Source organism: Niallia sp. Marseille-Q9988 (assembly GCF_976954375.1).
This window is the reverse complement of record NZ_CDRJSZ010000002.1, coordinates 346,554-354,919: the sequence shown is the minus strand read 5'-3', so window position 1 is coordinate 354,919 and position 8,366 is coordinate 346,554. Positions and strand designations below refer to the sequence as shown.

At 35.8% G+C, this 8,366-nt stretch carries 6 protein-coding genes; 5 read left to right on the top strand and 1 reads right to left on the bottom strand.

What is annotated here, in order from left to right; translation table 11 throughout:
- Positions 1–211: 211 nt before the first annotated feature.
- On the top strand, positions 212–1,015 hold the full coding sequence (locus tag ACWNMZ_RS04190) for a hypothetical protein (RefSeq protein ID WP_449598280.1): 804 nt from the start codon (positions 212–214) through the stop codon (positions 1,013–1,015).
- Positions 1,016–1,273: 258 nt separating this feature from the next.
- Here ACWNMZ_RS04190 and ACWNMZ_RS04185 read toward each other — a convergent pair whose 3' ends face one another.
- Complete coding sequence (locus ACWNMZ_RS04185) at positions 1,274–2,356, bottom strand: NAD(P)/FAD-dependent oxidoreductase (protein WP_449598279.1); 1,083 nt, start codon at positions 2,354–2,356, stop codon at positions 1,274–1,276.
- 612 nt (positions 2,357–2,968) lie between these two features.
- Here ACWNMZ_RS04185 and ACWNMZ_RS04180 point away from each other — a divergent pair.
- The 4 genes from ACWNMZ_RS04180 (at position 2,969) to ACWNMZ_RS04165 (ending at position 8,255) form a co-directional block, all read left to right on the top strand.
- Positions 2,969–4,165, top strand: a complete 1,197-nt coding sequence (locus ACWNMZ_RS04180; protein WP_251628986.1) for a quaternary amine ABC transporter ATP-binding protein — start codon at positions 2,969–2,971, stop codon at positions 4,163–4,165.
- A complete protein-coding gene (locus ACWNMZ_RS04175; RefSeq protein ID WP_251628985.1) occupies positions 4,162–4,992 on the top strand; it encodes an ABC transporter permease in 831 nt (276 codons plus the stop codon). Before ACWNMZ_RS04180 ends, ACWNMZ_RS04175 begins: the two co-directional genes overlap by 4 nt.
- 54 nt (positions 4,993–5,046) lie before the next feature.
- Positions 5,047–5,919, top strand: coding sequence for a glycine betaine ABC transporter substrate-binding protein (locus ACWNMZ_RS04170; RefSeq protein WP_449598278.1), 873 nt, complete (start codon positions 5,047–5,049; stop codon positions 5,917–5,919).
- Positions 5,920–6,794: 875 nt separating this feature from the next.
- Complete coding sequence (locus tag ACWNMZ_RS04165) at positions 6,795–8,255, top strand: sugar porter family MFS transporter (protein WP_048719254.1); 1,461 nt, start codon at positions 6,795–6,797, stop codon at positions 8,253–8,255.
- The last annotated feature ends 111 nt before the right edge of the window (positions 8,256–8,366 follow it).

Sequence of the window (8,366 nt, the reverse complement as noted above, 5' to 3'; positions counted from 1 at the left end):
CCAATGGGAAATAAATTAATTAGATTTTAAAGGTTAGAAAATGTTCAATCTTATAAAAAGATAGAAAACTCTCACCTGCATTTTAGAAAAACGTGCATCTTTTAAAGTGCTATGAATATTTCAGGTTTTTTATAAAGATTTTTATAAAACTCATTTTTTTCTTTTTATAGGGAATAAATCTACTAATAAGACTTAGAAAGGAGTTCTATGGATGAAAAATATTCTATTTTTTTTACTCTTCACTTTTTCGCTTATCATAAGTGGCTGCTCCAATGATTCAACAGATAGTCAAGCAAGTCAAGCTGAATCACCTGCAAAGGAAGAAAATGCGGATGGACAAGCTAGTGCAGAAGGAAATCAAACGACTGAGGAACCCAATCCTTCCTCAACCAATGAACAATTGACAGAAATCCGGTCTATGCTAAAAATGGAAGAATCTAAATTGCCAACCAAATTCCCCATAACAGATACTGAATATATAGGTGCCAAAATTAATAAAAATGAAACAGATGAATATTCTATTTCCTTTTATCAAACACAAGAACCAGTCACGATCAATGATGAATCGTTAGCTACTAATGAGAACATGATTGCAACGTTTAAGGCAGAAACATTCGATGATTCTAGCAAACAAAAGGAACTTTTCCCAGAGGTTTCCTTAGACTCTATACCAGATGATATGAAAGTAGACTTAGGCTATCAAATTACGGGAATGAAAGAAAGAGCAGCTGGAAGTTCGTATTTGGTTTGGAAAGAAGGACGTTGGGTCCTGCAAATTAAATCGATCTCTTCTGATGAATTAGATACCGCTGATATCGCCAGAAAAATGGTGGATTATTTGGAAGAGAATGCGCTCCCTGTTCCTAATGAGAACGGAAGAATCGAAGTAAACTATCCAGAGAATGCAGAGGAAGTAGAAATTACTGTGAGATGGGAAGAAGGAAATATTGTTTATACTCTTGAAACAGCAGAAGTACCGATAAATGCATTAATGATGACTGTCTCAACAGAATGATTTGTAACTGGGGCTAGCGCAAACTTGAATAATTCGACTATAACTAACTTGATTTCAGCAGGATTTTCGTTTTATCGGATTACTTCAATCTTCTTTTCAGTTAAATTTTTCGGTTTATCAGCCAAATTTTCGATTTTTCAGCCAAACTCGCATGCTTTTCAGCCTATCATCCCCTATCTATATAACAAAAAAGAGTTATTGGAAAAGTAAATCTCCTTCTCCAATAACTCCTTTTTTGAAACCACTTAAAAATAAAGTTTATGCACGTACTTTCATCACTGAACAGTCGTCGCAATGAATCATGTTTTTTATTAATTCTTTATTCTTTTCTTCAAATAATTCATTATGGGACGATACCATGGCACTGTTGCTTGCTTCAGGCTGGATATATAATTTAGCTTTATTGACTGCATTCGCTGCATCTTGAAAAGCTCCTGCAATTAAATGAACTTTACCTTCATGCTTAAGAATATCCCCAGCCGCAAATATACCTGGCACAGATGTCTCACTATTAACATTACCTGCTATGTAAAAATCTTCAAGCATGTCAATTTTTAATTTACTATTTTTTAATAAGGAAGAATCCATTTCATATCCATGATTAATAACTACTTCATCCACTTTTACAGTGGTTACATCTTCTGACTTTGTATTCGTTAATTCAACTGAATCAATACGATTATGGTTTTCGTTAGCAATCAGTTTAGTAATAGAAGTATGGAATAAACATTCAACATTGCTTTCTAACAATTCTCTTGCTTTTGCCTCGTGACCAGCAAGTGTATCTTTTCTACATGTTAAATACACTTTTTTTGCAATTGGCTCTAGTTCAAGTGCCCAGTCCACTGCTGAGTTTCCGCCACCAGAAAGAACGACCACTTTATCTCTAAAGTGCATTAAAGATTTCACCGTATAGTTTAGATTGGAGACTTCAAACCTTTCGGCACCTTCTATTTTTAATTTTTGTGGAGTGACTATTCCGCTTCCTACTGCTACAATAACCGTCTTGGAGTAATGAATTTGTCCTGAATCCGTTTCTAATAAGAAAATTCCTTCCTTATCTTTTGAAATGGAGTGAATCTTCGTATTCGTTACTACCTCAGGCTTAAAGGTCAGTCCTTGCTGTACTAGCTGCTCTCTTAACCTCTCACCTGGCATTGGAGTGATGCCACCAACATCCCAGATCATTTTTTCAGGATATAAGTGCAGCTTTCCGCCTAACTGTGGCAAGAATTCCATAATTTTTGTTTTCATTTCTCTTAATCCACTATAAAAAGCAGAATACAGTCCTGCTGGTCCGCCGCCAATTATTGTCACATCGAATAGTTCTCTATGATCCATTAACCTGCTCACTCCTATTTTGAAAGTTTTATACTATATATATGTTTAAATCGTTCTGTCTATTAGTTATATTGATTATCATTCTCATTTAAATACTACCTTTTTTTTTGAATTTTTTCAATCCTATATATAAAACTTTTATTGAATAGTTTGTGAAATGGAATAACTTCCTATATAAAAGCTATTTTTTACCAAAAACATAAGAACGTACATTCCTTTCTATCCTGTTAAAGGACAGAATCAAGAGTTATTTAGTGAATTAGGCAGTATTTTTAAGCATTCAGCCTATTTAATTTAATCAGAAAAAACTTTATGAACGATATAAAATGTATATGCTTTATTTTAACGTTTGCGCTATATAATATTTATTTTATATAATAAGGGTAACTCTACAGGAGAAGGATATGGATAAGTCCCATTACCATACTGGGAGTAACACGGAGCAAGTAATACTATATACAACAATTTATAACCCAAAGTTCCACTATAAGTATTGCCATAATACTCGCTTAATTCCTACTATTCCTCTATAAATAATCAAATTTTCAATTTCTAATTATTTATCCATATTCGGAAAATCTCCAAGATAAACCTTTTAAGGAGAAGTGATTAATGCATAAAATCGAAGTTAAGAATCTCACAAAAATATTTGGAGGTAACCCGAAAGAAGGGCTAAAAAGACTCCAAGCAGGCGAAGAAAAGACGAAAATCCTAAAAGAAACTGGGATGACAATTGGAGTGGATAATGCTTCTTTTTATGTAAAACAAGGGGAGTTTTTTGTCATCATGGGTTTATCCGGAAGCGGTAAATCTACACTCATTCGTCTAATTAATCGACTCATTGAGCCAACTTCTGGTGAAGTATTGATAGATGGGGAAAATATTACGACTATGAATAAAAAAGAACTAATAGCTATTCGCCGCAAAAAGCTTAGCATGGTTTTTCAGAATTTTGCATTATTTCCTAATCGAACTGTACAGGAAAATGTGGAATACGGATTAGAAATTCAAGGCCATCCTAAGGATGATCGTGCAAAAAAAGCTATTAAAGCCATCCATGATGTTGGTCTAAAAGGCTATGAAGCAAGTTACCCTAATCAGCTGAGTGGCGGTATGCAGCAACGTGTAGGTCTTGCGAGAGCCTTAGCAAATGATAGCGATATCCTTCTAATGGACGAAGCATTTAGTGCGTTGGATCCACTTATTCGTAAGGAAATGCAAGATGAACTCCTTCGATTGCAGAATAAGCTAGGTAAAACGATTATTTTTATCACCCATGACCTAGATGAGGCACTCAAGCTCGGTGATCGAATTGCAATCATGAAAAATGGATCCATTGTACAATTAGGAACAGCAGAAGAAATCTTAGAAAATCCGGCGAATGACTATGTATCTAACTTTGTAGAAGATGTCGATCGTTCCAAAGTGTTAGTTGCTGGTCAAATCATGAAGCAGCCAGATCTTATTACCACTTGGAAGGACGGTCCAAGGGTAGCAGTCCGAAAAATGGAAGAAGCTGGCCTATCAAGTATTTTTGTAGTAGATAAAGACAAACAACTAAAAGGTATCCTTACCATTGATGCCGCTATTAATGCGTATAAAGAAAATAAATGGGTAGAGGATGTTTTAGAACACGACTTCCATTCCACCACATTTGACACACCATTAAATGATTTAATTGGAATCGCAGCAGAATCAAGATTCCCCATTGCTGTCACAGAAAATAATAGATTGCTAGGAATTATTGTACGAGTCTCTATATTGTCTGGACTGATTCTCGGAAAAGAACAAAAGGAGGCTATACTATGAACTACTTCTTCTTTCCACTAGAAGATTGGACAAATCAATTTGTAGACAATTGGCTACTGCCAGTTTTAGGTGACTTTTTTAACTCCTTTAGCGGAGTGTTAAGCATATTTATAAATGCGGTCACCAATTTATTCACTTTCATTCCTGCTGAAGTAATAACAATCATTTTAGCTCTTTTAGCTTGGCGCTTTGCCGGAAAGGGAATGGCTATTTTCACTATTATTGGTGCGCTTTATTTAGGATCCGTTGATCTTTGGACAGGTGCTATGCAAACACTATCTATTGTTATTGTTGCAACTTTTTTCTCTATCGTTGTTGGTATTCCATTAGGAATTTTGACTGCAAAAAATCGAACATTGGATCATATAGTTCGACCAATTCTCGATTTTATGCAGACATTACCAAGCTTTGTTTATTTAATCCCTGCCATTCTACTCTTTGGTTTAGGAGAAGTTCCGGCAGTTATCTCTACATTCGTTTTTGCTACTCCACCAGCAGTACGCATGACGAGCTTAGCAATTAAACAAGTTCCAGCCGATATTGTAGAAGCTGCTAAAGCTTTCGGTTCTACATCTTGGCAGTTACTTGTCAAAGTTCAGCTACCTAATGCCATTCCAACTATAATGGCAGGTATAAATCAGACCATTATGCTAGCACTATCAATGGCCGTTATCGCTTCGATGATTGGTTCACCTGGATTAGGTAGTATTGTATTATCTGGTATCTCCAGTGTAAATGTTGGATTAGGTCTTACTGGAGGATTAGGGATTGTTGTCCTTGCCATCATACTTGATCGAATCACACAAGGTTTAGGTAAGAAAGCTTAAAAGACATATGCAAACCAATTAAAAAATTGAAAAGACGAAAGGAAGTAATGATTTATGAAAAAATTGAAACTTAGCTTTTTGCTTTTATTACTATTTACTCTTTTAATTGGCTGTTCTTCTCAGTCACAAAATTCTGGTGAAGATGATGCTAACAATAGCGAAACAATTACATTTGGGGTGACCCCTTGGACAAGTACCATTCCTCCTACAAAAGTTGCTAAACTTTTATTAGAAGATATGGGCTATACTGTAGATGAGAAAAATGCAGATGCAGGTGGGGTCTATACTGGACTTTCACGTGGTGATTTAGATGTATTTATGGATGCTTGGTTACCTGATATGCATGCAAATTATATGGAAAAATACAAAGATAACCTAGAAGATTTAGCAGTGAGTTATACTGAAGGAGAACTTGGATGGGTTATTCCAGCTAATGTTGAAGGAATTGACAGCATTGAGGATTTAAAAGGAAATGAAGATCTTTTCGGTGGAAAAGTTTATGGAATTGAGGAAGGTGCAGGGATGACTGTAACTTCTAGAGAGATGATCGAAGAATATGGATTAGATTTAGAATATGTTGCTTCTAGTGAAGGTGGAATGCTAGCACAAGCATCTAAGTTTATTAAAAGTGGCGATCCAGTTCTATTCCTAGGATGGCGTCCACATCCAATGTTTGTTGATTATGACTTAAAAGTATTGGAAGATTCAAAAGGTTTCTTTAAGACATCAGAAGTTCACGTAGTCGTAAATAATGGTCTAAAAGAAAAATCTCCAGAGGTTTATAAATTCCTAAGCAACTGGAGCATGCCTGTTGAAGATATCGAAGCAATGATTGTTAAAATCGAGGATGGTGCTGATGAAGAAGAAGTTGCACAGGAATGGATTGATAATAATCAAGATAAAGTCGATGCTATGTTAGGGAAATAAATGATTATTAAAAAGAGGCTGGGACATAAACATTTCAGCTAACAATAAATACGAAGGATTATGCGGTAAGTTTGCATAATTGTTCGTATTTATATTTTGGGAAAAGGTTTAAAAATGAAGTGAAATGGAGCGGAGGACGGTCGACTCCTGCGGGAAATAGAGGAAAGGCTGAGACCCCGCAGCGCAGCGAGGAGGCTCAGCTTCCTCCCCGCGGAAAGCGACCGTCTGTAGCGCAATGGAACGACTTAATTTTTACTCTTGACTATATTTAAAACATAGATAACCATCTTGAAAAAGTAGCTTTATTTAAGAGCTAAATTAGAGATTGTTCGTCTTTAAAGATTAGTTATTTAGATTTGTCCCAGCCCCTTTTTATATCCTCTAAGAGAGAAGACATGAAAAATTCTTAACAAAGTTATCTTCAAATCTATCGGTTTTTCCTACTATATACTCTAAAACCGAGACTATCCCACGGAGTTCCCACTTTTTAACTACGAACATCTTTCTTACAAATCGATCCTTGTATGACCAAACAAGAATAGCAGAATAATAAACACTAAAAAATTTTTCTCCCGCTCTTCTATCATGTTTTTTAAAAAATTTTTTTGGGTAATGTATTGGTACCTCTATCCCTTACTTAATCAAGTAGTGAACATAATTTGAAATATTCTGACAAAGGTGTATAATAAAGATATTCTATTCTTTTTATTATCCGAGAAAAATATTGACAAATATCTTATGAATAAACATCTTATCACCTATAAGGGATAGAACAATACAAGTAGAAGGAGATGAAAATCGATTTACATTTCAAACACAAATATAATAATGACTAGAGAAAATCATTATTATAAGAGGAGGAGAAAGTAAATAAAATGAGTGATCAATTAAACCCTGACAGTAGGAACAAAAAATCAAATCAAAAAAACAATTTAAAAATCATTGCAATTATTTCCACATTTGGTGGTCTTCTTTTTGGCTTTGATACTGGCGTAATTAATGGAGCCTTACCCTATATGGCTCGTCCAGATCAACTTAACCTCAATGCAGTCACAGAGGGCCTCGTCACTAGTTCCCTTTTATTTGGAGCCGCATTTGGAGCCATGTTCAGCGGTAAACTCGCCGACAGCTATGGACGAAGGAAAGTTATTCTTTATCTTGCTGTTATCTTTCTTATTACAACACTCGGCTGTACTTTTGCACCGAACGTCCCCATAATGGTTACTTTTCGTTTCTTACTTGGTATCGCAGTTGGAGGAGCTTCGGTAGCTGTCCCTACATTCTTGGCAGAAATGTCTCCTGCCGAACGCCGTGGTCAAATGGTAACACAAAACGAACTAATGATTGTTACAGGGCAATTACTCGCCTACATAACAAATGCTATCATCGGAAATACACTTGGTGGCTCCGGACACGCTTGGAGATATATGCTCGTTATTGCAACAATTCCTGCCATTGTTCTATGGATAGGCATGCTCGCAGTACCTGAGAGTCCTAGATGGTATGCATCACAGGGCAGATTCAAAGACGCTTTTCGTGTACTATTGCATATTAGAAAAGAAAAGCGTGCCAAAACAGAATTACAGCAAATCAAGAAAGCAATTGAAACAGAAGAGAAAGTTGAACAAGTTGGCTTTAAAGATTTAGCAGAGCCTTGGATAAGAAGGATTGTTTTCCTAGGAATTGGGATTGCAATTGTTCAACAAATCACAGGTGTAAACTCGATTATGTACTATGGTACACAGATATTGCAAAGTACAGGATTCACTACTGAAGTAGCATTAATAGCAAATATCGCTAATGGAGTTATTTCTGTTTTAGCTACCTTTGTAGGTATATGGCTGCTTGGGCGTGTTGGAAGAAAGCCAATGCTAATTACAGGATTAATTGGTACAACAACTAGTTTACTATTAATCGGAATTTTCTCATTCACTTTAGGCGGAATGTCTATTCTTCCATATGCTGTACTAAGTATGACGGTTACCTTCCTTGCCTTCCAACAAGGAGCAATATCACCAGTTACATGGCTGATGCTAGCGGAGATTTTTCCTTTAAAGCTTCGCGGATTAGGAATGGGTGTTTCCGTATTTTGTCTATGGACAACAAACTTTCTCATTGGTTTGGTTTTCCCGATACTTCTCGATAAATTTGGCTTATCCACTTCATTCTTTATATTCGCAGTACTAGGTATATTTGCGATAACATTTGTTACCAAATTCTTGCCTGAGACAAAAGGAAAAACATTGGAGCAGCTAGAACAATATTTCCGAAACTTTGATAAAAAGTCTCGAGATGTCCGGAAAGCTAAAATAGGAGAAAATCAATTTCCTTCTTAAGGTTAGTCAGGCATTGAAAAACATGCCAGATAGGTGCAATATGATGAAGGAGTTTCCTCATAAAAAGGAGGGAACTCCTTTTTATTTTACATTTTGCATTTTTTTCAGATG

Coding starts and splice junctions, on each gene's coding strand:
- ACWNMZ_RS04190 (WP_449598280.1), top strand. CDS start 212: ATGAAAAATATTCTATTTTTTTTACTCTTCACTTTTTCGCTTATCATA.
- ACWNMZ_RS04185 (WP_449598279.1), bottom strand. CDS start 2,356: ATGGATCATAGAGAACTATTCGATGTGACAATAATTGGCGGCGGACCA.
- ACWNMZ_RS04180 (WP_251628986.1), top strand. CDS start 2,969: ATGCATAAAATCGAAGTTAAGAATCTCACAAAAATATTTGGAGGTAAC.
- ACWNMZ_RS04175 (WP_251628985.1), top strand. CDS start 4,162: ATGAACTACTTCTTCTTTCCACTAGAAGATTGGACAAATCAATTTGTA.
- ACWNMZ_RS04170 (WP_449598278.1), top strand. CDS start 5,047: ATGAAAAAATTGAAACTTAGCTTTTTGCTTTTATTACTATTTACTCTT.
- ACWNMZ_RS04165 (WP_048719254.1), top strand. CDS start 6,795: ATGAGTGATCAATTAAACCCTGACAGTAGGAACAAAAAATCAAATCAA.